26 protein-coding genes and 1 other annotated feature are annotated in these 23,975 nt (G+C 27.2%); of the genes, 22 read left to right on the top strand and 4 right to left on the bottom strand.

The features are described 5' to 3' along the window. Position 1: 1 nt before the first annotated feature. The 3 genes from holB to JYG23_RS09500 all read left to right on the top strand — a co-directional run bounded on the left by holB (position 2) and on the right by JYG23_RS09500 (position 2,168). Positions 2 to 991 carry a DNA polymerase III subunit delta' gene (gene holB / locus JYG23_RS09510; protein WP_207235444.1) on the top strand — a complete coding sequence of 330 codons (990 nt, stop codon included), beginning with the start codon at positions 2 to 4 and terminating at the stop codon, positions 989 to 991. Beyond that, positions 988 to 1,872: a stage 0 sporulation family protein gene (locus JYG23_RS09505; protein WP_207235443.1), complete on the top strand. Its 885-nt coding sequence runs from the start codon at positions 988 to 990 to the stop codon at positions 1,870 to 1,872. The genes holB and JYG23_RS09505 overlap by 4 nt, the downstream gene beginning before the upstream one ends. A gap of 125 nt (positions 1,873 to 1,997) precedes the next feature. Further along, a complete protein-coding gene (locus tag JYG23_RS09500) occupies positions 1,998 to 2,168 on the top strand; it encodes a 4Fe-4S binding protein (protein ID WP_207235442.1) in 171 nt (56 codons plus the stop codon). A gap of 57 nt (positions 2,169 to 2,225) precedes the next feature. Here the strand turns inward: JYG23_RS09500 and JYG23_RS09495 are convergent, their stop codons facing one another. Beyond that, positions 2,226 to 2,483 (bottom strand): hypothetical protein, encoded by a 258-nt coding sequence (locus JYG23_RS09495; RefSeq protein ID WP_207235441.1) that lies wholly within the window; start codon positions 2,481 to 2,483, stop codon positions 2,226 to 2,228. A gap of 127 nt (positions 2,484 to 2,610) precedes the next feature. Here JYG23_RS09495 and JYG23_RS09490 point away from each other — a divergent pair, with 127 nt between their 5' ends. The 12 genes from JYG23_RS09490 (at position 2,611) to JYG23_RS09435 (ending at position 13,284) form a co-directional block, all read left to right on the top strand. Beyond that, positions 2,611 to 3,453, top strand: a complete 843-nt coding sequence (locus tag JYG23_RS09490) for a histidinol-phosphatase (protein ID WP_207235440.1) — start codon at positions 2,611 to 2,613, stop codon at positions 3,451 to 3,453. 11 nt (positions 3,454 to 3,464) lie between these two features. Further along, positions 3,465 to 5,078, top strand: coding sequence for an amidohydrolase (locus JYG23_RS09485; protein WP_207235439.1), 1,614 nt, complete (start codon positions 3,465 to 3,467; stop codon positions 5,076 to 5,078). Between the two features lie 165 nt (positions 5,079 to 5,243). After that, positions 5,244 to 6,767 carry a hypothetical protein gene (locus JYG23_RS09480; protein ID WP_207235438.1) on the top strand — a complete coding sequence of 508 codons (1,524 nt, stop codon included), beginning with the start codon at positions 5,244 to 5,246 and terminating at the stop codon, positions 6,765 to 6,767. Further along, positions 6,764 to 7,420 carry a hypothetical protein gene (locus JYG23_RS09475; protein WP_207235437.1) on the top strand — a complete coding sequence of 219 codons (657 nt, stop codon included), beginning with the start codon at positions 6,764 to 6,766 and terminating at the stop codon, positions 7,418 to 7,420. Before JYG23_RS09480 ends, JYG23_RS09475 begins: the two co-directional genes overlap by 4 nt. A gap of 10 nt (positions 7,421 to 7,430) precedes the next feature. After that, the gene (locus tag JYG23_RS09470) at positions 7,431 to 8,573 is read left to right on the top strand and encodes a hypothetical protein (protein ID WP_207235436.1); all 1,143 of its coding nucleotides are present in this window, start codon (positions 7,431 to 7,433) and stop codon (positions 8,571 to 8,573) included. After that, positions 8,570 to 10,021 (top strand): ATPase, T2SS/T4P/T4SS family, encoded by a 1,452-nt coding sequence (locus JYG23_RS09465; protein WP_207235435.1) that lies wholly within the window; start codon positions 8,570 to 8,572, stop codon positions 10,019 to 10,021. Before JYG23_RS09470 ends, JYG23_RS09465 begins: the two co-directional genes overlap by 4 nt. Positions 10,022 to 10,029: 8 nt before the next feature. Beyond that, a complete protein-coding gene (locus JYG23_RS09460; protein WP_207235434.1) occupies positions 10,030 to 10,992 on the top strand; it encodes a hypothetical protein in 963 nt (320 codons plus the stop codon). 10 nt (positions 10,993 to 11,002) lie between these two features. Further along, positions 11,003 to 11,881: a hypothetical protein gene (locus tag JYG23_RS09455; RefSeq protein WP_207235433.1), complete on the top strand. Its 879-nt coding sequence runs from the start codon at positions 11,003 to 11,005 to the stop codon at positions 11,879 to 11,881. A gap of 77 nt (positions 11,882 to 11,958) precedes the next feature. Beyond that, the gene (locus JYG23_RS09450) at positions 11,959 to 12,114 is read left to right on the top strand and encodes a hypothetical protein (RefSeq protein WP_207235432.1); all 156 of its coding nucleotides are present in this window, start codon (positions 11,959 to 11,961) and stop codon (positions 12,112 to 12,114) included. Positions 12,115 to 12,129: 15 nt separating this feature from the next. Next, positions 12,130 to 12,276: a hypothetical protein gene (locus JYG23_RS09445; protein ID WP_207235431.1), complete on the top strand. Its 147-nt coding sequence runs from the start codon at positions 12,130 to 12,132 to the stop codon at positions 12,274 to 12,276. A gap of 40 nt (positions 12,277 to 12,316) precedes the next feature. Then, positions 12,317 to 12,739 carry a hypothetical protein gene (locus JYG23_RS09440; protein ID WP_207235430.1) on the top strand — a complete coding sequence of 141 codons (423 nt, stop codon included), beginning with the start codon at positions 12,317 to 12,319 and terminating at the stop codon, positions 12,737 to 12,739. After that, on the top strand, positions 12,736 to 13,284 hold the full coding sequence (locus JYG23_RS09435; protein WP_207235429.1) for a hypothetical protein: 549 nt from the start codon (positions 12,736 to 12,738) through the stop codon (positions 13,282 to 13,284). Before JYG23_RS09440 ends, JYG23_RS09435 begins: the two co-directional genes overlap by 4 nt. A gap of 136 nt (positions 13,285 to 13,420) precedes the next feature. Here JYG23_RS09435 and JYG23_RS09430 read toward each other — a convergent pair whose 3' ends face one another. Next, a complete protein-coding gene (locus JYG23_RS09430; protein ID WP_207235428.1) occupies positions 13,421 to 13,582 on the bottom strand; it encodes a rubredoxin in 162 nt (53 codons plus the stop codon). Between the two features lie 209 nt (positions 13,583 to 13,791). After that, positions 13,792 to 13,998 (top strand) — a binding site (T-box leader). Between the two features lie 72 nt (positions 13,999 to 14,070). Between JYG23_RS09430 and leuS the strand changes: the two genes are divergently transcribed. From leuS to JYG23_RS09415, 3 genes are all read left to right on the top strand, one after another. Next, on the top strand, positions 14,071 to 16,488 hold the full coding sequence (gene leuS / locus JYG23_RS09425; RefSeq protein ID WP_207235427.1) for a leucine--tRNA ligase: 2,418 nt from the start codon (positions 14,071 to 14,073) through the stop codon (positions 16,486 to 16,488). Between the two features lie 96 nt (positions 16,489 to 16,584). After that, a complete protein-coding gene (locus tag JYG23_RS09420) occupies positions 16,585 to 18,609 on the top strand; it encodes an LTA synthase family protein (RefSeq protein ID WP_207235426.1) in 2,025 nt (674 codons plus the stop codon). Between the two features lie 191 nt (positions 18,610 to 18,800). Continuing rightward, positions 18,801 to 19,616 carry a hypothetical protein gene (locus tag JYG23_RS09415; protein WP_207235425.1) on the top strand — a complete coding sequence of 272 codons (816 nt, stop codon included), beginning with the start codon at positions 18,801 to 18,803 and terminating at the stop codon, positions 19,614 to 19,616. Here the strand turns inward: JYG23_RS09415 and JYG23_RS09410 are convergent. Beyond that, a complete protein-coding gene (locus tag JYG23_RS09410) occupies positions 19,613 to 20,314 on the bottom strand; it encodes a hypothetical protein (RefSeq protein WP_207235424.1) in 702 nt (233 codons plus the stop codon). The genes JYG23_RS09415 and JYG23_RS09410 overlap by 4 nt on opposite strands. A gap of 139 nt (positions 20,315 to 20,453) precedes the next feature. Between JYG23_RS09410 and rlmH the strand changes: the two genes are divergently transcribed. Next, positions 20,454 to 20,933 carry a 23S rRNA (pseudouridine(1915)-N(3))-methyltransferase RlmH gene (gene rlmH, locus JYG23_RS09405; RefSeq protein WP_207235423.1) on the top strand — a complete coding sequence of 160 codons (480 nt, stop codon included), beginning with the start codon at positions 20,454 to 20,456 and terminating at the stop codon, positions 20,931 to 20,933. 23 nt (positions 20,934 to 20,956) lie between these two features. On the opposite strand, the gene JYG23_RS09400 is transcribed toward rlmH, so the two are convergent. Further along, positions 20,957 to 21,445 (bottom strand): SLOG family protein, encoded by a 489-nt coding sequence (locus JYG23_RS09400; protein WP_207235422.1) that lies wholly within the window; start codon positions 21,443 to 21,445, stop codon positions 20,957 to 20,959. Between the two features lie 247 nt (positions 21,446 to 21,692). On the opposite strand from JYG23_RS09400, the gene trpS reads away from it, so the two are divergent. From trpS to ispF, 3 genes are read left to right on the top strand one after another with little or no spacing between them, the layout of a single operon-like run. Then, a complete protein-coding gene (trpS, locus tag JYG23_RS09395) occupies positions 21,693 to 22,697 on the top strand; it encodes a tryptophan--tRNA ligase (RefSeq protein WP_207235421.1) in 1,005 nt (334 codons plus the stop codon). 51 nt (positions 22,698 to 22,748) lie between these two features. After that, positions 22,749 to 23,447, top strand: coding sequence for a 2-C-methyl-D-erythritol 4-phosphate cytidylyltransferase (ispD, locus tag JYG23_RS09390; RefSeq protein WP_207235420.1), 699 nt, complete (start codon positions 22,749 to 22,751; stop codon positions 23,445 to 23,447). 8 nt (positions 23,448 to 23,455) lie between these two features. Next, a complete protein-coding gene (gene ispF, locus JYG23_RS09385; protein WP_207235419.1) occupies positions 23,456 to 23,929 on the top strand; it encodes a 2-C-methyl-D-erythritol 2,4-cyclodiphosphate synthase in 474 nt (157 codons plus the stop codon). Positions 23,930 to 23,975 lie beyond the last annotated feature (46 nt).

Here is a 23,975-nt window from a genome sequence, read left to right as displayed (position 1 = left end):
TATGCTTTTTAGTGAATTTATAGGACAAGAAGAGATAAAAAAATACCTAATAAAATCTATTCAACACAATAATGTATCTCATGGGTATATTTTTGAAGGAAAAGACGGTATTGGTAAATTTGATATGGCAACGCTTTTTGCAAAATCATTATTATGCAAAAATTTTAACGGTGAGCCATGTGATAAGTGTAGTTCTTGTATAAAAGTTAATACTTCTAATCACCCAGATATACATGTTTTCACACCATTAGAAAAAAATATTAAACGTGAAGATGTTGATGAAATTATAGAATCAATAAATATCAAACCTTATGAAAGTGATAAAAAGATTTATATTATTAAGAACAGTGATAGAATGACATTGCAAGCTGCCAATACATTTTTAAAAACTTTAGAGGAGCCAGTGGGCAATAGAGTTATAATATTATTAACAGAAAATTCAAATTTATTGTTGCCTACAATTTATTCTAGGTGTCAAATAATAACCTTTAAATATATAGAAAAAGAAAAATTATCTAGATATATTAGAGAAAAATATAATCTTGATAAAAATAAGGCTAATCTTATAGCTTATTATTCTAAAGGAGTATTGAAAAAGGCTGAAAATATTGCATCTGGAACTGATGATATTTTACAAAAAAGATTAGAAGTCTTTAATATATTTGACAAAACAGTTACATTGGATAAAAATGTTTTATTTAACTATGAAGATTACTTTGAACAAAATAAAGATAATATAGATGAGATTGTTGATATATTAATTATACTATTAAGAGATATTTATTTTAAGAAATATCAACTTGATGAATTAATAATTAATAGTGATTGTATGGAATTATTGAATTTATATACGACAAAATTAAACACTTGTGAAATAGAGAAAATAGTATTATATTTACAGAGTACCAGAGTAGATGTAAACAATAATATTAATTATAAATTAATTATAGATAACATGCTTCTAAAACTTCAGAAAGGGGTAAATTTATGATAAAAGTAGTTGGAGTAAGATTTAAACCGGCAGGTAAAATATATTTTTTTGATCCAGATAAAAAGTGGATAAAAAAAGGTGATAGCGTTATTGTTGAGACTGTTAGAGGAATTGAATTTGGTCAAGTAGTAACGGGTCCAAAACTAATAAAAGAAGAAGAAATAATTTCTCCATTGAAAAAAGTTTTAAGGATAGCTACAAATGATGATAAGCAAAAAAATGAGGATAATAAAAGAAAAGAACAAGAATCATTTGATATATGCTTAAAAAAAATTGGTGACCATAAATTAAATATGAAACTTGTGGATATAGAATACACTTTTGATAATAATAAAGTTATATTTTATTTTACTGCGGAAGGAAGAGTTGATTTTAGGGAATTAGTTAAAGATTTAGCATCAGTATTTAGAACTAGAATAGAACTTAGACAAATTGGGGTAAGAGATGAAGCTAAAATGCTTGGTGGACTTGGACCTTGTGGAAGACCAATGTGTTGTTCATCCTTTTTAGGTGAATTTTATCCTGTTTCAATTAAGATGGCTAAAGAACAAAAGCTTTCTTTAAATCCTAGTAAAATTTCTGGTATTTGTTCAAGACTTATGTGTTGTTTGAATTATGAGCATGAAGTATATGAAGAAAACCTAAAAGGATTACCACAAGCTGGTGACAAAGTCGAACAAAAGGAAGAAAAGGGGTTTGGTGTGGTACTAGATACAAATCCATTGCTTAAGACTGTTAGAGTTAAGATGAAAAAAGAAGATGGAACAGAAGAAATTTTGGATATAGCTGGTGATGAATTAATTATCACGGAAGAAGCTGTAGTAAAAGGTATAAACGCTGAAGGAACTGATTTAGCAACACTTAAAGAACTTGAAGACTAAATATATTTATTGCCTTATAATATGTAAATTATAGACAAAATATATTTGATAAAATAAAAAAAAGTCTTTTAAAAATCAAGTATTAATGGTAGAATAGATTTAGTTAATTTGGGAGGTGAATTTAAATGGCTTATAAAATAACTGATGCATGCATTAGCTGTGGAGCTTGTGAAGCTGAGTGTCCAGTAGGAGCAATTAGTGCCGGTGATGATAGATATCAAATTGATCCAGCTGCTTGTATAGAATGTGGAGCATGCGCAAGCGTATGTCCAGTAGAAGCACCAGTACAAGAATAATTACGATTATTTGTGTAGTGATAAAAGAAAACCGTCTTATAAGACGGTTTTTTATTATTAATATTTATCTTCTTCAATAAGTAAGTATTTATCTGGCACATTATTATTGCAATGTTCGTAAGGTAATGTATTAAAGTATTGAAGACATCTACTATAATTTAAGCAATTAGTGCCACTACTTTGCTTAAAAATCTTGTCAACACATTCGGATTTATTGTTAGTAATTATACTATTTGAAGTTTGTGCACTATAATCAAAAATAGCTACATCAGAATCTCTACCATATATATCATCCGAATTAAATAAATAATTCATATTCACCTCCAAAATGTTGTTATTACAATATACGTAAATAAATCCTAATAGTGAATACTTTACAATTTTTTACTTGTATATTATAATCTAAAGTAGTTAAAATGAAATATATGTTAATGGAGGAACTATGTATTATTCAAATATTCATACTCATACAAATTATTGTGATGGAATAAATAGTGCAGAGGAAATGGTATTAGAGGCAATAAACTTAGGTTTGAAAACAATAGGAATTTCTACGCATGGACCATTACCGTTTAAGGCTAAGTGGGCTGTGGCAGATGACCAAATTGATGATTATATAAATGAAGTAAACATGCTAAAAATAAAATACAAAGGAAAAATCGAGGTCCTTTTAGGCATGGAAATGGACTATTTTGTAGATTTAGAATATAATCATGTATCAAATGAATTAATAAACAGATTAGATTACTGGATTGGTTCAATACATTATCTTGGTAGATTTGGAGATATGACACCTTGGACAGTAGATGCAAGCTATGAAAAATTCATGGATGGTATAAATTTTTCATACAATGGTAATGCAAAAAAAGCAATTGATGATTATTATTTTTATTTAGGTGAAATGGTACGAAAATATGAACCAACTGTCGTAGGACATTTAGACTTAGTTAAGAAAACTAATAGAAATAATATGATATTCAATGAAAAAGATGTATGGTATAAAGAGGCGGTTTGCAGCTGCTTGGATAAAATTCAAACTACTAAATCAGTTGTTGAAATTAATACGGGCGCAATTGCAAGAGGTTTTTTAAAAGAGCAATATCCATCTAGTTGGATATTAGAAGAAATAAATAATAGAGAAATTCCTATAACAATAAATTCTGATGCACATTCTTTTGAAAATTTAACATGTAGTTTTAAACAAATGTATGAATTAGTGAAAATAATGAAAATTAAAAATGTTGTAACATTAACAAAAGATGGATTTAAACAAATATTATTATAATGGAGAAAAAAATGGCTAAATTAGTTTTTTATAATGGTAAAATACATACATTCAATAAAAATAATGATATATATCAGGCTATGCTTATTGAGAATAATAAAATTAAATATGTTGGATCAAATGAACAAATAGAAAAATATGTGGATATTGCTGATGAGGTTATAGACTTAAATAAAAAAACGGTTGTTCCAGGCTTTATAGATAGCCATTTGCATCTTTTAGCTTATGGTAAAAGCCTAAATCAAGTTAATTTATCAAATTGTAGATCAATAGAAGAAATCGTAAACACTTGCAAAAAATTTATGATAGATAACAAAATAAGTAAAAATCAATGGCTTATAGGAAATGGATGGAACCACGAAAATTTTTCTGAAAGAAGAATGCTTACAAAATACGATTTAGATAAAATTTCTACTGATATTCCAATTGTATTGAGAAGAGCTTGCCTACATGTTACAAGTTGTAACTCAAAGGCATTGTTAGCTGCACACATTTCACCAAGTTCTGTTATAGATGGAGGAATTGTAGAAGTTGTAAACAATGATACTACGGGAGTACTATTTGAAAATGCAGCAAAGCTTATAGACGGAGTAATACCTGAATATTCTAGGCAAGATAAAAAGGAATTAGTCATTAAGGCTATCAATAAATTAAATTCTTATGGTATAACAAGCGTTCATACAGATGATTTAGCAAAAGACAATGGCGGACTTGAGATGCTAGATGTTTATAAAGAACTTGAAAAAGAGAAGAAATTAAATGTTAGAATTAACGTTCAAAGTAGAATAACAAGCTATGAAGAGGCAAAAAGATATTTTGATTTTGGATTTCATAGATATAAGGGTACTTCAAACTTCAATATAAATGCTATAAAATTATTGGGAGATGGTTCATTGGGTGGCAAAACAGCTGCTATGAACGAGGTGTATGAAAATTCTGAAGAAACAGGAATAGCTTTATTTACACAACAAGAATTAGATAGTATAGTTGAAATATGCCATATAAACGACGTACCAGTGGTAATACATGCAATAGGTGACAAGATTATAGATATGGCTATAGAAAGCTTCATAAAGGCCAAAACAAAGCATCCTGAGCATTCTGATGTAAGGCACGGTGTAGTTCATTGTCAAATATCATCAAAGCAAGCATTAGATAAAATGATACAAAATAATATATTAGCATATATTCAACCTATATTTATTTCGTCAGATTATAAAATTGTTGAAAAGACAGTAGGAAGAGAAAGAGCAGAATATTCTTATAATTGGAAGACACTAAACGATGGTGGAGTAAGTATAACATTTGGAACAGATTGCCCTGTAGAAACACCTAATCCATACGAAAATATATATTGTGCAGTTACAAGGAAATCATTAGAAGGTAATCCCCAAAATGGTTTTAATTTAGAGCAAAGCTTGACAGTTGATGAATCGGTTAAAGCATATACAATAAACTGTGCATATGCTTCATATGAAGAAAATATAAAGGGCAGTATTGAGATTGATAAGGTAGCAGATTTTGCTGTTCTATCAGATGATATATTTAGTATAGAAAAGGAAAAGATAAAAGATATTTGCTGTATTATGACAGTAAAAGATGGAATTATTGTTTATGAAAAATAAGGAAATTATGCACAAAAAAGTAGTGAATTTTACAATTCTCTACTTTTTTAATTATAAAAAGCTTGCCAAAAATTGTAAACATATGTATAATAATAGTAATTAAAAAAAGATGCTAAAATATATTAGGGGTAATATATTTTATAATTCTTTATTAATACGGGGGAAGTGATTAGTATATACAAATTCTTGTTTTGCTTTTCTACGGATGTAGCAAAAGTAATTAATACTCTTAAAAATTACAGTTGCAATAGCGGCTATACATTTCATATTGACCACATAAAAAATCAAAAAGAATTACTTCAAATTAATAATCTTAGTGATTATAAATCAATAATTTTTCAGGAATATTTCAACGAATTAGAGCCAATAACAATAGAATATTTAGAGAAATACAAAAAATATACAGAGTTAAATACAATCTGTATTTTTGATGAAGATAAGAGAAATAGTTATGCAAAAGAACTTTACAATAAAAAATTATATAATTGCTTTTTTGGAAATGACTTGTCAAATTATACAATTAGTGATTTTGTTAAGTTCTTAGTAAACGGAAGAAATGAAAACGATGCATTAAGATATTATAATTTACAAAATGTATTAGGTGAAAATATATATAAGAATTTAATAAAAGAAATTAATAATATTATTATTGATTATGATAACGATGAAGAACTTATGATTGAAGAAATAGGCATTTTAACTAAGAATTTAAATGATTATGATATCAAGATTGTATTAACAGAACTCTCAAATGATAAAATAAACAAGCTATTATGTATACCTAAATTTTATTGTCAATATGAAAAAATAAAAAATAATATTTTTCCACCTAGCAATAAGAAAAATTCAATATTTGATAAAAAAAGCAATGAAACAATAAAATTAATACCTGTCAACTGTAGAAATATTGGAGTAGTAAGTCTTTCAAATGGAGCTGGCTCTACGTTTATTACAATGAATCTTGCTTGTGCATTATCAGAAAGAGTAAAGGTTTCAGTAATTGAATATCCACTTCTTAAACCATATATCTATAATTATCTTGGCTTAAATACTTTGTGTATAAATGGATATGTCGATTTTTGTTCACTACCACACATGATTAATAATGAAGAAAGAATTACACCAAAATATTATGTACATCAAACAAATAAAAATATTTTTTGGATTATTCAAGATGCTACATTAGATAGAATAGAAAACTGGGACAGCAAAGAAATGATGAGATTATTGTATTTGCCAAAAGAATCATCTATAAATGTTATCGATTTAGGAGATAAATTATTTAATAGCAGTATAACTGATATTTTAGAACAGTTTAGTATGATAATTGTAATTATTGACCCAATGGTACCGAATTTATTGAATTCAATAACTAATTTTGAAAAAATAAAAGAACTCGAAAAAACGAGTAAGACAAAGATATTATACGTTATAAATAAATTTAGTAAAGGTGTTAATAAGAAAGAATTATTAGGTTTTTTAGATATTACTCCAACCTGTTATATCCCATATATTAATTCTAAGGATATTTATAAGGCTGTTTATGAAGGTACAATACCATATAATTATACTTCTGTAAAATCAGAACTAAACGGACCATTTTCAAGTATAATTGAAAATATTATATCTTTAAAAATGCTAAAATCACATAACAGAAAAAAGAAAAAAATTAGGAGATTATCAAAATGAGTAAATTATATAGTAGACATAAAAAAGCGATAGGAATAGTTATACTTATAGTTGCAATTGCTTTTTTTGTATTTTGGGAATTCGTAGGTCGAAAACAGTTTTTATATCAAGAGGTAGTTGTTTTAAAAGATGATGTATTAAAAGGTACGCAAATAACACTAGATATGCTTAGTATACAAAAAACAGAAATTGAAAATATAGTTTCCAAGCCTGTGATTAATGCAAGTGATATAGTTGGATTGGAAGCAAAACACTTTATTCCTGCAAATATGCAATTAGTTTCTAATTTTTTTGATATACCAGCACTTGTATTAAATGATGAAGAAAAAATAATGAAAATACCAGGTGACTGGCTGCATTCATTCCCAGAGACAATTAGAAGAAAAGATGAAATATATATTTACGCTGTAAAGGTAGATGAAAATAAAAATAGTATAATAAAAAACTCTAAAGATGATAAATTGTATGTATTTAAAACAGTAGTTGCCTATGTAAAAGACAATGCTAATCGTGAAGTCCAAAGTTTAGATACAGAACGACTTGTTGGTTCATCTGTTGTAAGTGAAATAGAGATAATTATTACAGAAAGTAATTTTAGAGAATTAGAAAAATATATAAATGCAGGATACGAGTTTGCATTGATGTATCAATAGGGGGAGTAGTATGTACAAGCTAAATATACTTAGCTATGACTTAACATTGATTGAAAAAATGAATGATATAGCTACAATTCAAGTAAAAAAAATATCTGAAAAAGATATAATTAATTCTGATTGTGACGCATTGGTTATAAGCAATCAAATAATAAATATAAATACTGTATTATCAATAAAAAACGATAATATTAAATGCTTTTATTTGTCTAACTGTGATGATGAGTTTAAAAATATAGATTTGGCAATGCTTAAAGTAAAAAATATTATAGTAATACCTCCCAAAAGGACAGTTGAGCAAATTATAAAACTAATTATTGATAATATGTATAATATAAGCAATGAAAACAATGTGTTCTCATTTTTTGGAGCTGATAGCAAGGTTGGTGCAACAAGTATCTGTCAAAATACAGCTATAGAGCTATCCAAAAGACATAAAAATAAAAATATTCTATTGCTATTTCTTGATGGGCAAGATGGTTTTGATTGGGTAAAAAAAGAAAACGGCAATAAATCATTAGCAGATGTTAAATTTATACTAAAAAACAATTTGTTAACACAAAAAAACTTTAAAGATAATTGTTATACATTAAGAGAAAATTTATTTTTGTTAATGGGTGAAACTAATATTAAGGACAATGTATACTATCATCAGAATGAAATAAATGAGTTAATTCAATTTTGCAATAATATCTTTGATATTGTGCTCATAGATGCGGGTAATACTATGAATTTACAGTTAAGAATGACATATTCAGCACTTATAAATTCAGACAATAAAATACTTGTAACTGACCAATTACCTAAATCGTACGAGTTATATTCTAAGGGCAAAGAACAGATATTGACCAATTTAAAAATAGATAATTTTAAATTTATAGTTCTTAATAAGTATTTAAAAAGCAATACACTGTACAAAAAAAATGAGATTATTGAAAAATATAAGTTGCCTATATTGTGTACAATTCCTTTTGTAGAATTTTATGAGCAAGCCGTTATTGAAAAAGATTCAACAACATTTTGTTTCGACTCTAAATATAAAGCTGAGATATTGTCATTAATTAAATACATAGAAAGCAAAGTCAAATTGCCTTATGTTGAGAAAGTAAAAAAAAGAATGTTTAGAATTAAAAAAAGCAAGGTGATAAATTGAGTAAAAAATCAGGGCCATATTATATAGGTGAATTATTAGATGAAAAAATAAACGAAGAAAAACAATTAAAAGAAACAAAAAAAATTATAACAATAAGAACAGATAGCGAAAAATTTTATAATTTGTGTGAAGATGTGAAAAATTATTTTAACAACTTAGAGATAGGTGTTGATGATTTGGAGAGACAGAAAAAAGCTATAATAGGATACACAGAAGAAGTTTCATATTATAAAGATAAAATAGAGGAGTATCTAAAAGAAAATAATTTGCTAAGCTATAGCTTCCCAAAATGGTACTCAAATTTATCAGATGCAATTTTTCAGGAATTGTGGGGCTTAGCAGGAATTGCGCAGTGGTATCAAAATACAACAGAAAAACTAAAAAATTCATCTTCGGCTAAAATAATAGGAGAAAAAATTTATTTTATGATTGATGGCAAAACAAAGCTGATGCCTCAAACAATAAGCTATGATAGAAGAAAACAATTGAGAAGGGCGTTGTTATCTAATGATTTTAGAGTAAGATTAGACAATGATGTTCCTGACATAGAAATGGTTACAGGCGAAAGAATAAAAATATTCGGAGAAGATGTAACTAGAAAAGGAATGGATACAATTATATTTAGAAAATTCCCTGTAAAGGATTATACCTTCGAAAAACAAGTTGAGCTAGGAACATATCCAAAGAATTGCTTAAATTTATTTAAAGCAATAGCTGAGATAGGCTATAATATGGCATTTACGGGTGCAGTTAGAACGGGAAAAACAACTCATTTAGCTACATGGCTTAGTTATGAAGATCCAACCTCAGATGGACTAATAGTAGAAACAAGACCGGAGATTCCATTAAAAGATATAATGCCAAATGCTCCAATTATACCTCTAGTAGTTGATACAGAGGAAAAGCTATCGAAGATAAGAGCTTCAATTATGCGTTCAGATGCTGATTATGTCATTATGGCTGAAGCTAGAGATGCATATGCATTTGATATAGCATTGAAAAGTGCTAATGTTGGTACAAGAAGGTGCAAACTTACTGCTCATGTAAACGAACCATTCGATTTTCCATATGAATTTGCAAAAGAAATTACAAGAACATTTGGAGGAAATATGCAATTTGAAGCAATTAGTGTAGCAAAGGCATATACATTAAATTTTCATTTCATTAATCACCCTAAAAACAGATCACAAAAGAGATTAGAAGGTATTTATATATTTGATTTTAATCCGTTTACATATGAAATATACATTTATACACTTTGTAAGTACAATATATTAATGGATGATTGGACATATAATTTTTGTGTAACAGATAATATGGAGAACATTGGAAAAGAACAAAATTATGATGCGTTTTTAATAATGTGCGAAGAATTAAAAAAATTAGTAAAAAGCAAGCCAATGAATGAGACTGATGCTAGGCCTGTTAAGCCATTTTATAGCAGATAGGAGACAATATGATTATATTAATAAACTTAATAAATGTAATTATATACTTTTTAATCTTACTTGGAATATATTTTATTTTTGAGAATTCCATTGTTAATTGTTTTAATAAAAATATAAGGTTTCTATATAAAAAAAGAAAAAAATCGTGGATCTTTTTATATCTACAAAAGTTATTTATATCTATTTATGAGACTGACAGTGAAAAAGAATTAGAATCTAAGGTATATACTTTTATGTTTTCAACAATATTTATTTTTATTGTAGTATTTTTAGTTATATTTAAATATAATTTCATGTTGAAAAATATTTTAGCTTCAATTTTAAATTCTATAATTCCTACATGCATTATTTCACTTATACCTTTTTTTTCATTAAGAATCAAACTTTATGAACTGCAAAAGAATAGTAGCAAGGAAGCATTAATCATAACTTCAGAAATATTCAATCAATATAAAATTTACAATAATAATATAATTGAGGCCATAGATGCATCTATAAAAAATTTGGATAAAAGTATAATATGTAGGAGGTATCTTATTAGACTTTCCATGAAATTGAAAGATTATCGTACTGATAAAGAATTGTATGACTGCTTAGACGAATTTGTTTTTGCAGTAAATACGAATTGGATTAAAATGCTTTCAGATTCAATATTATTTTCATTACTTAATAATTTAGATATTTCATTAAGTTTAGGAGGATTGATTGAGCAGATTGGAACTATAAATCAAACTCAAAGTATATCTAATAGATTAAATAATGAAGGATTTGCCATGGGCAAATATCTTGCACCTGTATTGTATATTTCTTTGCTTGTTATTAGTGTTAAGATGATGGGTTTTAATATTCAAGACATATTGTATTGCCAATTTACTGGTCAAGGACTTAAATTCTTCATTATTATTTTAATATTATTTATAGGATGTTATATAGCAGAATATCTATACAAGAGCAGAAAATTTGATTTTTAGGAGAAAAAATATGATATATAAGTATCTATATTCTATATTTGCAATTTTGATTTTTACTATATTGATGTACGAGGGTATTAAGCTAATTTTTTTTCAGAATATATATGTAAAATCCGGAAGATTTTTAATTGCAAAAATAAATTTAGGTTTACAAAAAAAGCTATATGATAAAGATATAAATCATGAATTGCATGATGCTGGGTTGAAAATGTCATTTAATAAGTGGTATAAATCTTACCAAAAATCAAGATATTTAATATTTTTTATATTTTTTATATATCTAATTATTAAATTAATACTAAATAAAACTAATTTTAACTTATTAATCATAGGTATATTACTTTATGTGCTATCAACACCACGATTGAAGATTGGAAAACATTGGACGCCATTTGGGCATATTCTAAAGCAAATAGATTTAGAAGTAAAAAATAAACAGGATACTGAATTAGCAAGTATCATTATACAAATACAAAATATAGCAATATCACAGAAAGATGAACCTACTACTTTGTCTTATATTTTAACAAGAATAATTAGATTTTCTAAATATACTAAAAATGGGTTTATAAAAATGGTGTCTTATATTGACCAAAACAATGTAAATGAAGCTAAACTAGTCTTCATTGAAGAAATAGACACGACTCTTGGCAGAGATTTGGCCTATGTTCTAATTGAGCTAGATAACATTAGTCCATCAGAAGTAGTAAAACAGCTTAAGGTATTAGAAGAAAGAGTTAGGAGTGAGACACTTACAAATAAAAATAAGAAAGAAGAGTTTTACTCTAACATTTTATACATAATACCAACAGCTTTATGTTTTTTAATTTTAATGAATTTTTTAAAAATTATATTAACATTAGTTATGAATTTGGTTCCATTGCAATAAGTAGTTTATCATAAATTATTAAAATAAAATAAAATTAAATAAAGGGAGGACAAGTATTAAATACTTGTATAAGAATTATGAAAAAAATAATTATAATTTTGGGGACTATAATATTAGGGGTTATAATAGTAAATGAATTGATTTTAGACGATAGTGGCTTAAAAGGCTCAGCGAAAGACATAATAGATGACTGTGATAAACAAATTGAATTAATTAAAATAGTTGCTCCGTAATAAGGTTGTAAGACTATGAAAAAAATAATAATTATATTAGGATGTATAATATTAGGTTGCTTTATCTTTGAAATGCTTTTGGGAGATGATGATACTAGCTACAAAAGCGTACAAAAAAATTTGATGCAAATCCAACTTAATTATTATCAAGAAGATTATTAACAAGGAGAGAGAAAGGCTTTAGCCTTTCTCAATTTTAGGTATGAAACAATTTATAGTTTTAAGCGCAGTTCTTATTTTACTAATTGCATTATTTTTGCAGATACCATTAGAAATGGTTAATTATGAAAAAAAGAATGCTGTTATGTTTTATGTAAATAATGCAAAAGAAAAAGCTAAGCAAGAAGGGTATTATACGGACGTCATAATAGATGAATTGAAATCAAATATTGCAAAAACAATGAGTATAGAAAATGAGGATAAAATAATTATAGACAATAAAACTACAACTTCACCAAAGTATAGACAAAATAAATACCAAGAAGGGGAAGAGATATATTTAAGAATTTCTATACCGTTTGATAATATTATTGCTGCACACGCATTCTATGGATTAGAAAAAGAAAAAAGGTATTTGGTCATAGAAAATATTACTACTTCTGAAAGGTTAGTGAAAAATAAATGAAACCATTTATTGTTGGATTAGCATTATGCATTTTGCTATTATTTTTGATAGTTTTTCAAACAGATAATTATAATTGTAGATTAGAGTCGCAAAATTTAAAATATTGCGCTGATGAAGCTTCAGCATCAGCTTCATTATTTTTTGATAATATAAGTGTAGAAAATGCCAATGACTTTACAAGTGGATATAAAATATTTGATGAAAAAGAAGGAATAATTGCTATTGAGAGAGTTATTCAAGTTTATTTAAAAACGGATAGTTCATTATTACCAACACTTAAAAGTTACTGGGAAGATAAAATAAATTACACAGTATATTTTTTTGATGATGATTTAATTTGCAATGTATACACCAATGGAATAAAAACTGATAGCTTTATGTTTAATTATCCTTTTTTATATACAGATGAACTATTGTATTACAATAAAACAATAGCAAAACCAATAGTAATTGTAACTATAAATGCAGGTAAAAGTAGGTACAGGCTAAATTTTATATCTCAAATTACAATTGTCAGGTCATCAGGATATGAGTATTCATATTAAATAATTTTATAAAAAAACATCAAATATAGTTGGGTAATATATAATATCTAATTTTAAGATAGTAGTTTGAAGTACAATATAAACACTCCTTATGATTTTATAAAATCATAAGGAGTACATAGAAAAAATATATTTATTATTTTTCTAAACTAAAAGTATTTTTTCCTGATCCACAAATAGGACAAGTATAATCATATGGTAATTCTTCCCATAATATTTTGGTATCGATATTACTTTTAGGTTCACCTAATTCTTCATCATATTTATATCCACATGTGTCGCAAACGTATTTTTTCATTAATAATTCACCTCCCTTAAGATTTCCTTGTTTAGTTTGTAATGCAATCCATGCTATGTGATGCTTTTCATGATATTAAAAATTTATTTTATAATGGCAATAGTATTATATACAAAATGTCACAACTATATTAAATGAATTATTTAACTACTTACAAAAAAGTATTGCATAATATTTTTATGTGGTATATAATTAAAAATAATTTAAAACTAAAAGTTATGATATAGAAGTAGTAGAATAAAAAATCTTTCAGAGAGCTGTTGTTTGGTGTGAAACAGTAGATTATATATTTGAACTCGTCTAAGGAACTGTTAGAGTGAAACTAAGTAGCTTTGACCGGTAGAAGCCGTTATTAACAATAAGTGAGATAGGTTTCCTATCTAATTTGGGTGGTACCGCGGTAATTCGTCCCATGTCGTTTGACATGGGCTTTTTTAATATACAATAATAATTGTAAATTTATAATAATTTAAATTAGGAGAATGATTATGAAAACTTATAACCCAGAGCATATAGAGAAAAAATGGCAACAAATATGGGAAGAAAATCAAACATTTAAGTCTAAAGATAATTCTGATAAGAAAAAATTTTATGGACTTGTAGAATTTCCATATCCATCAGGTGCTGGACTTCATGTTGGACACATTAGAGCATATACATCACTAGAAGTTATGTCTAGGAAAAGAAGATTAGAAGGATATAATGTGTTATTTCCAATAGGTTGGGATGCATTTGGACTTCCTACAGAAAATTACGCTATACAAACAGGTCAGCATCCTAGAATAGTTACAGATAAAAATATAAAAACATTTACTGGGCAAATGAAAGCTGTTGGTTATTCATTTGATTGGGATAGAACAATTGATACAACTGATCCTGAGTATTACAAATGGACTCAATGGATATTCTTGAAAATGTTTGAAAATGGTTTAGCATTCAAGGACAAAACATATGTAAATTTCTGCAATAAATGTAAGGTTGTACTTGCTAACGAAGAATCACAAAATGGAATATGTGATAGATGCGGAAGTGAAGTAGTTCAAATGCAAAAAGATGTTTGGTTCTTGAAAATTAGGGAGTATGCAGACAAATTACTTGAAGGACTTGATGATGAAAACATAGATTTTCCTGAAAGAATTAAGATGGAGCAAAAAAATTGGATTGGTCGTTCTTATGGTGCAGAGGTTGACTTTAAACTTAAAAATGTAGATGAAAAACTAACAGTATTTACTACTAGACCAGATACTTTGTACGGAGTTACATTTATGGTTATAGCACCAGAACATCCAATGCTTAAGAAATACAAACACTTAATAACTAATATTGAAGAAATTTACAATTATCAAGATGCAGCAAAGAAGAAATCAGAATTTGAAAGAGTTCAACTTGCTAAGGATAAAACAGGAGTACAAGTACAAGGAATAAACGCTATAAATCCGGTGTCTAATGAAATAATACCTATTTGGGTAGCTGACTATGTAATGATGGGATATGGAACAGGCGCGATTATGGCTGTACCAGGACATGATACAAGAGACTGGGAGTTTGCAGAAAAATTTAACATCCCTAAAATTGAAGTTATTGAAGGTGGGGATATAACAAAAGAAGCTTTTACTGATACAACAGATGGTATACTTGTTAACTCTGGAATGCTTAATGGATTAAGGGTAAAAGAAGCAAAGAAAAAAATCGTAAGTTTTATAGATGAAAATAGTATTGGCAAATCTAAAACAAACTATAAAATGAAAGATTGGGCATTCAATCGTCAAAGATATTGGGGAGAACCATTCCCAATTATTCATTGTGATAAATGTGGTATTGTTGGTGTTCCTGAAAAAGATTTACCAGTAAGGCTTCCAAATGTAGAAAACTATAAACCAACAGATACAGGAGAGTCACCACTTGCAAATATTGAAGAGTGGGTGAACACTACTTGTCCTAAATGTGGGGGACCTGCAAAACGTGAAACAGATACAATGCCACAATGGGCAGGCTCATCATGGTATTTTTTAAGATATATGGATCCACACAATAAAGAGGCTATTGCTTCGAAAGATAATTTAAATTATTGGGGCCAGGTAGATTGGTATAACGGAGGAATGGAACACGTTACAAGACACCTTATTTATTCAAGATTTTGGCATAGATTTTTATATGATATAGGAACAGTTCCATTTAAAGAACCATACAAAAAAAGAACTGCACAGGGAATGATTCTTGGACCAGATGGAGAAAAAATGTCTAAGTCAAGAGGAAATGTTATAAATCCAAATGTAATTATTGATGAATATGGTGCAGATACGCTTAGAACTTATGTAATGTTTATTGGTGATTATGAAAAATCTGCTATATGGGTAGATTCAAGTGTTAAGGGTTGCAAAAGATTTTTGGATAGAGTTTGGAGATTGCAAGAAATTGTAACAGATGAAAAGGGATATTCTAAAAAACATATTTCATTGATGCATAGAACAATTAAAAAAGTTTCTCTAGACTATGAAAATATGAAATATAATACAGCCATTGCAGCAATGATGAGTGCAATCAACGAATTTTATGATAGTGGATATATAACAAAAGAAGAATTAAAAACATTTATTATATTGCTTAATCCTATAGCTCCACATATAACTGAAGAAATATGGGAGATGCAAGGCTTTGAAAATATGCTAAATCAAACTGAGTGGCCAGAATGGGATGATGAAAAAACAGTAGAAGATGAAATTGAAATACCGGTACAAATTAACGGTAAACTTAGAGGAAAAATATTGGTTTCTAAGGATTCTGATTTGCAGGCTGCAAAGGAAAAAGTAAATCAAGATGAAAACATCAAAAAATTATTGGTAGAAAAAACCATTGTAAAAGAAATTTATGTTCCAGGAAAGATTTACAATATTGTAGTAAAATAGTTTAATAATAAAATATACAAGTTTTAATAAAAGGATACTGGAGTAATATGTAATACAGATTATATCCAGTGTTCTTCTTGATTTTCAGGAGGGATTATGAAAAAATTTATTAATTGGATAAAGGATAGACACCTTGCTCAAAGCGTTATGCTATCTTTTGCTGTTTATTTAGTTGTTGAAATACTTAGTAGACGCTCAATTTTTTTAGGATTACAGTATCTAATTTTTAATCCGATGTTATTTTTATTCAATATGACAATAGTTTTGTTCACATATTACATTACTTGTCTATTTAAAAGAAAATATTTCACGATGCTTTTAGTTACAATAATTTGGTTAGGATTAGGTATAACAAATTGTGTGGTTTTAGGTTTTAGGACAACTCCGTTAGGAGCTATTGATTTCAAAATAGTTAAATCAGCTCTCGATATTATGCCAGTATATTTAAATATTTTTGAAATGATATTAATTGGAGTGTCAATAGTTGCAACAATTATTCTTATAGTTTATGCATTTATAAAACTACCAAGAAGGAGACCTGCATACAATAAATTAATTCCTTCATGTTTAATAATTACAGTATTTACGCTTGTATCATCTGTGTTTTATAAAAATATGAATATTGTACCAAATTCATTTAAAAACATTGCTGATGCTTATTCGGATTATGGTTTTGCTTATTGTTTTACATGTACACTAGTGGATAGGGGAATAGACGAACCAGAAGACTATTCAAAAGAAGCTATGAAAGTAATTTTATCTGAGATTGACGAAGAAGAGGCTAATAAAAATAAGTTATCAGAAAAGGATTCAAATAATAAAGTATTAGAAGAAGATACAGAATACAAAGCAAATACTGAGCATCCAAACATTCTTTTTTTACAATTAGAGTCATTTTTTGATGTTAAACATTTGAAAGATGTAACATTCTCAAGTGACCCAGTCCCTGTGTTTAGTCACCTAAAAGGCACATATTCTTCTGGGTTCTTAACTGTGCCAACAGTGGGTGCTGGTACTGCAAATACAGAATTTGAAATTATAACTGGAATGAGTTTGCAATTCTTTGGACCAGGAGAATACCCTTATACAACTATATTAAAATCTTCTACTTGTGAAACTATAAACTATAACTTGAAAGAGCTAGGATATAAAACTCAAGCAATACATAACCACAAAGGTGGGTTTTATGGTAGAAATGAAGTGTATAAACAGTTAGGTTTTGATGTTTTTACTCCAATTGAGTATATGAATAATGTTGAATATAATCCTTTGGGATGGTGTAAAGACTGTATTTTAACGAACCAAATAATAAAATCATTAAAAAGTACAGAGCAAAGAGATTTAGTTTATACAATATCTGTTCAAGGACATGGAAGATATCCATCAGAAGTTATTGATGAAAATCAAAGTATAACTGTTGAAGGTGTTGATGAAGATGTAAAAGTAGGTTTTGAATATTTTGTTAATCAAATTAATGAAATGGATGATTTTATAGGAAGTTTAATTTCAACCTTGGAAAATTTTGATGAGCCAGTAGTATTGGTTATGTTTGGTGACCATTTACCAGCCTTTGATATAAAACAAGAACAATTAGATAATAACAGCATATTTCAAACAGAATACGTAATTTGGGATAATATTGGGTTGAAACAGGAAGATAAAGATATAAATGCTTATCAGCTTACATCAAATGTCATGAGTAAATTAAATTTTGATAATGGTGTTTTAACAAGGTTTCATAATGTTAATTCAGATAATTATAATTATTTAGATAAATTACAAATGTTAGAACATGATATGTTATATGGTGATAAGATTATATATGGTGGTGCAAATCCATATGAACCAACAAACCTTCAAATGGGTATTAATAAAATTTATATCTCAGATATTAGTCAAATAGAAGATGATATATATGTTTTAGGACATAATTTTACTTATTGGAGTGAAGTATATGTTAACAATAAAAAGAAAGAGGCAAAATATAAGGATAAAAATATCATTATATTGCAAGATATTGAACTTGAAGACGGAGATATAGTTACAATAAATCAAGAAAGTGATGATTGGAAAATTTTAGGCAAATCAGATGAATTTGTCTATAAAATAAAGACGGAATAAAAGATAACTAGCTTAAATATTGCAATGTAAACTCAGCTTGTAATAGGAATAATACTATCGGTTTACATTTATAATGTTTTATAAAAGACTTGATAGTGACACATGCAATTTGTAAATTGTAATTTGTTAGAAATTAGCTAATGTACTATATTAATACGAAAAGAGGAAATAAATTGTTTTCAAATTTTTATATGGATTTTATATATTTTATTATATATAGTGTTATTGGATGGTGTTGCGAGGTTGCTTATTGTTCTACATTAGCTAGAAAATTTATAAATAGAGGTTTTTTAAGTGGACCTTTATGTCCAATTTATGGATTTGGAGCATTAATTGTAGTAACAGTACTATCTCCGTACAAATTTAATGTATTTTTAGTATTTGTATTAGGAATGCTTTTTACTTCTACACTTGAGTATATAACTAGTTTTTTAATGGAAAAAATATTTCATTCTTCTTGGTGGGATTATTCAGACAAAAAATTTAATATTAATGGTAGAGTTTGTCTTATAAACTCAATTATGTTTGGTGTGTTGTCGGTTTTTGTTGTAGTATTTTTAGACGACTATGTTGTTAATTTAATTGATACTATACCTTATTCATGGATACAAGCTTTTGCTATAATTATAATAATGATATTTTCAGTTGATTTAACTATAACAGTACAAGCAGTTATAGATTTGAATGAAAAAATGCATCGTTTACGTGAAATAACATTTGAAATAAAAGATAAATTTGATGAAAAACAGTTGTTTATGGAACAAAAAATATCCGATAGAGTTGATATGTTAAAAAATAATTTAGAGAAATTAGAAATGGGAAAAGAGCTATATGCAAAAATAGAAAGACCATTAAAAGAATTTAATCAGACTGTTAAATCCAATAAATTCTTTCAAAGAAGGTTAATTAGGGCATTCCCTAAAATGAAATCAGTTAAATTTCAAGAACAGTTACAGAATATAAAAAATGCTCTAGACGAAAGAAAGAATAAAAGTAGCAATAATTAGTATAGAAATAATAAATAAGTAGTTAGTAAAAAAATAATCTGTGAAGATTCAATTATTAAGCCCTCTATAGACGAGGGCAATATTTTTATTTTTGAGTCTACAATGTTTACAATAAAAATACTGATACAATATGTAATAGATAATGCAATAGTAAGCTTATAATTTAGCAATATGGTAATTATGAATGAGAATAAAAATGCAAATAGTGTATGAGAATTTTTACAATACTTTAAAACGCTAGTATTATCTTTATTTCTTTTTACAAAGTTACTTAATATTAAAAGTGTTGAAAATCCAACCATAGGCATAAGAGCTATAACTCTTATAGGCAAAAGATAAAACATAGTAAAATATATTAAACAAATTAGACTAATACTTATTAACGTGGAGTAGTTATTAGCTTGACTTGATTTTGTAAAAAAATCGATGGATTTAATTGTACTATTTAATGTGTTGCATTTTGTTATAGTACAAAAATATAATAACAATAAGCAACTAACAAACATATCGTTATAAAGAACTTTAAATATAGATAATAAAATAGATGCTAAACCTAATAATAAACCTATAATAGGTAAGAAATACATACCTATGGTATAGTCATCATTATCAATATCTGCATAAAATTTTATATCAAAAATGGTGAATTTGCGAAGCATTAATAAAGCACCAATAACTAAATTTTTAGTTTCAAACATAATATCATCCTTATTAGTATATTAACTAATTATAACATAATAAACTATAAGATAGAATAATTTTATTGTAACTATTAATAAATTTATGTAAAATAATATATGATACATTTAAATATATATTTTCAAAAAAGGAGTATTCATGAAAATTACAATTATATCTGTGGGAAAAATCAAGGAAAAATTCTTTGCAGATGCAATAGGAGAATATAGAAAAAGATTGTCTAGATTTTGCACATTCGTAGAAGAAGTTATACAGGATGAAAGGGCAGATGATAATTTTTCAAATAAAGAAATTGAACAGGTTAAAATGAAAGAAGGACTAAAAATACTCAAAAAAATAAAGGATAATACATACGTTGTGGCTATGTGCATTGAAGGAAAGCAGATTGCTTCAGTTGAACTTGCCGAAAAAATTATGGATTTATCAGTAAATGGGGTATCTGAAATAACTTTTATAATTGGAGGAAGCAATGGGCTTTCAAAAGAAGTAATTGATAGGGCAAACTTTAAATTATCCTTCTCTAAAATGACATTTCCGCATCAATTGTTCAAGGTGTTGCTAATTGAACAAATATACAGAGCATTTAAAATAAATGCAAATGAAAGTTATCACAAATAAAAGCCGCTAGAAATTAGCGGCTTTTAATTTGTAGGTAAGACAATTATGTTTTTATTATGTTGTATGTATGTACTATTTAGTAAAAAATTCTCATTATCTGTTAAAACAAAAATATATTTTGAAGATGATATCATATAACGATTACGTCTTTTTATATTATCTTTACGTTGCTGTTTACTGATAAAGTTTTCTATATCACATTTCCCTAAAATATTATAATAAGTTTCCCTATTACATTCACTCCAACCAACTGCTTGAAGTTCATTAGGAAGGGCACATTCAAATAATAAGTTTTTATATTTATATTTTAATTCAAGAATTGTATTTGCAATAAGTAATTCAAACCCTTCATTCATACCACATATGAATTTTATCCTTTTACCTTCATCTAAAATCTTCTCCATACAACTTTTAAATTTTGAGTAGATTTTATTAATGTTGTATAAATTTGTTACATTATATTTTCTAAACGAGTAATCAACAACGCAACAATTTATAATATTATTAACCATTTAATCCCCATTCCTTACATTTACATTTATCATTAACATAGTATATACTAATACATAATGATATATAATTCAACAACTTTCGTATGTAAAAACAGTAAAATTTCTATAATTATACATAAACTTATTTTATAACATAATTTTTTTCTACACAATAATTATAAATGTAAATATATTTATTTATTGCATTAGAATTTGCTATATAGTATAATACCTTAAAATATATGTTTATATTAGAGGTGAATTAAACTTGGGAAATGATAAAAAAGTTATATTTAGTGGTATTCAGCCGTCTGGTTCATTAACACTAGGTAACTATTTAGGAGCTATAAAGAATTGGACTACTCTTGCTGACGAATATAATTGTTATTTTTGCATTGTAGATATGCATGCAATTACAGTTTCAAAAGAACCAAAGGATTTAAGAAAAAATACACTTGAGGTATTAGCAAACTATATTGCTGCAGGGTTGAACCCTGATAAGGTTACTCTGTTTATTCAATCACATGTATCAGCACATGCTGAATTAGGTTGGGTACTTAATTGTCTAACTTATTATGGTGAACTTGGTAGAATGACGCAATTTAAAGATAAATCTAAAAAACAGCAAAATAGCAATATTACTGCGGGATTATTTACTTATCCCTCATTGATGGCAGCGGATATACTGTTATATCAAACAGATTTGGTTCCGGTTGGAGAAGATCAAAGACAGCATCTTGAACTAGCTAGAGATATAGCAATAAGATTTAATAACAAATATAGCAAAACATTTGTAGTTCCAGAGCCGTATATAGCAAAAATAGGTGCAAAAATAATGAATTTACAAGACCCTACGATAAAAATGTCTAAATCTGATACTAATGATAAAAGTTATATATTATTAACTGATGATGATGATGAAATCAGAAGAAAATTCAAAAGATCAGTAACAGATTCACTAGGAATAGTAAAATTAAGCAATGACCAACCAGGAATAAAAAATTTACTAGGAATTTATTCTAAAATTACTGGCGAAACAATAGAAAGTATTGTTGAAAGATATGAAGGAAAAGGATACTCAATATTTAAAGATGATGTTGCAGAAGTTGTTGTAAATGAATTAAGACCTTTAAGACTAAAAAGAGAAGAGTTACTTAAAAATAAAGACTATTTACAAGAAGTATTTCAAAAAGGCGCAGAAAAAGCTGAGAATACAGCTAGAAAAACTTTAAGAAAAGTGTACAAAAAAGTGGGATTTATACCTAGATATTAATATAGTACGCTTAGTAATTTAGTAAAATAGAAGCTGTTATTAGGAGAAAATATGTATAAAGAAAAATATGTTGTAGCAATAATAGTAGCTGGTGGAAAAGGTACTAGAATGGGAGAAAATAGACCTAAACAGTATCTTATGGTAGATGATAAATATATAGTTGAAAAAACTATAGAACAATTTGAAAAGAACAATAAAATAGATGATATATTATTGGTAGTTAATTATGAAGATATAGAATTTGTAAAAACAAAAATTAGTTGTGACAAACCAAAAATATCTAAAATAGTAGTTGGAGGTTCCGAAAGAATTAACTCTGTTAATAATGGTATAAATGCTATAAAAGAAGATATGATTAACGGTATTGTGCTGATACATGACGGTGTCCGACCATTTGCTTCACAAGGACTTATTAATAATTGTATAGAAAATGCTTATGAATTCGGAGCATGTGTACCAACAATTGATATAGTTGATACAATAAAAAAGGTTAATGACGAGGATATAGTTAAAAAAACTTTAGATAGAAGCAAATATAAAGCTATTCAAACACCACAAGCTTTTAAATATGAAATAATAAGTGAGTGTTATAAAAATGCATTATTAGATGAATTGTCAGTAACAGATGATTCATCAATAGTAGAGCATTATGGGTATGAAGTAAAAGCTATTAAGGGTTTACAAAAAAATATAAAAATTACTACTCAGTTTGATTTAAGAGTAGCAGAGCTTATATCAAGAATGGTTTAGGTGATAATATGAAAATTGGTATTGGTTATGATGTACATAAATTAGTAGAAGGTAGGAAACTTATAATAGGTGGTATTCAAATACCATACAAAAAGGGTCTTGAAGGACATTCAGATGCAGATGTTTTGATACACGCTATCATGGATAGTATTTTGGGTGCACTTTCAAAAAGAGATATAGGCAATATTTTTCCGGATACTGATATGAAATTTAAAGATATTGATAGTAAACTCTTACTCGGAAATGTTGTAGAACTAATGAAGTCTATGGATTATAAAATAGGCAATGTAGACAGCATTATAGTAGCACAGAGTCCAAAAATGTCTCCATATATAGAGAAAATGAGAAAAATTTTAGCAAATATAATGGAAACAGATACTGAAAATGTAAACATAAAAGCGACAACAACAGAACACTTAGGATTTGAAGGACAAGGCTTAGGAGTATCTGCACAGGCAGTGTGCATCTTGGAAAGAAGATGAAATTCGGCTAAATATTTATGTGTATAAATTTATTAATATTCATGTT

Source organism: Sedimentibacter sp. zth1 (assembly GCF_017352195.1).
Lineage (GTDB): Bacteria > Bacillota > Clostridia > Tissierellales > Sedimentibacteraceae > UBA1535.
This window is presented reverse-complemented; position numbering and strand designations above follow the sequence as displayed.